At 61.0% G+C, this 721-nt stretch carries 1 pseudogene; it reads left to right on the top strand.

The window, feature by feature from the left end:
- Positions 1-721: pseudogene (locus IEX16_RS19360) on the top strand (IS3 family transposase); the annotation flags it as partial.

Below are 721 nucleotides of genomic sequence, written 5' to 3'. Positions count from 1 at the left end.
GCGCGTGACGATGGAGCGCGACATCTTAAAAAAAGCGACGGCGTACTTTGCGCGGGAATCGCTGTGAACGAGCACTGGAGGCGCAAGGATTCCGACAAGCCCAGTCGGCCGGGTGCCAACAAGCGCATCAGCGATGAAGCCTTGCTGGTGCACATCAAGGTCATCCACGCTGAGGTCAAGCAGGAGTACGGCTGGCCCAAGATGTGCAAGGAGTTGCTGGCCCGAGGGATACGAGTGGGCAAGGAACGCGTGCAAAGACTGATGCAGCGTCACGGCATCAAGGCCAGGGGCAAGAGGAAGTTTGTCGTCACCACCGACAGCAAACACGACCTGCCGATTGCGCCGAATCTGTTGGCGCGCAACTTCTCGCCGGCAGCGCCGAACCAGACGTGGAGCAGCGACATCACCTACATCGCCACCGATGAGGGCTGGCTGTACTTGACGGCGGTCATCGACCTGTTCAGCCGCCAGGTGGTGGGCTGGAGCATGCGGCCTCACATGCAGGCCAGCGCAGTGACGGACGCGCTGCGAATGGCGTGGTTCCGGCGCCGCCCGGCACCGGACCTGATCTTTCATTCCGATCGAGGTAGCCAGTACTGCAGTCATGAATTTCAGCAGGTGCTCAAAAGCTACGAGATGAAGTCCTCGATGAGCCGCAAGGGCGACTGCTGGGACAACGCGCCTACAGAGAGCCTGTGGGGACGGTTAAAGGTCGGCAGGC

The sequence above is a fragment of the Polaromonas eurypsychrophila genome (assembly GCF_014641715.1).
Classification (GTDB): domain Bacteria; phylum Pseudomonadota; class Gammaproteobacteria; order Burkholderiales; family Burkholderiaceae_C; genus Polaromonas; species Polaromonas eurypsychrophila.
This window is presented reverse-complemented; position numbering and strand designations above follow the sequence as displayed.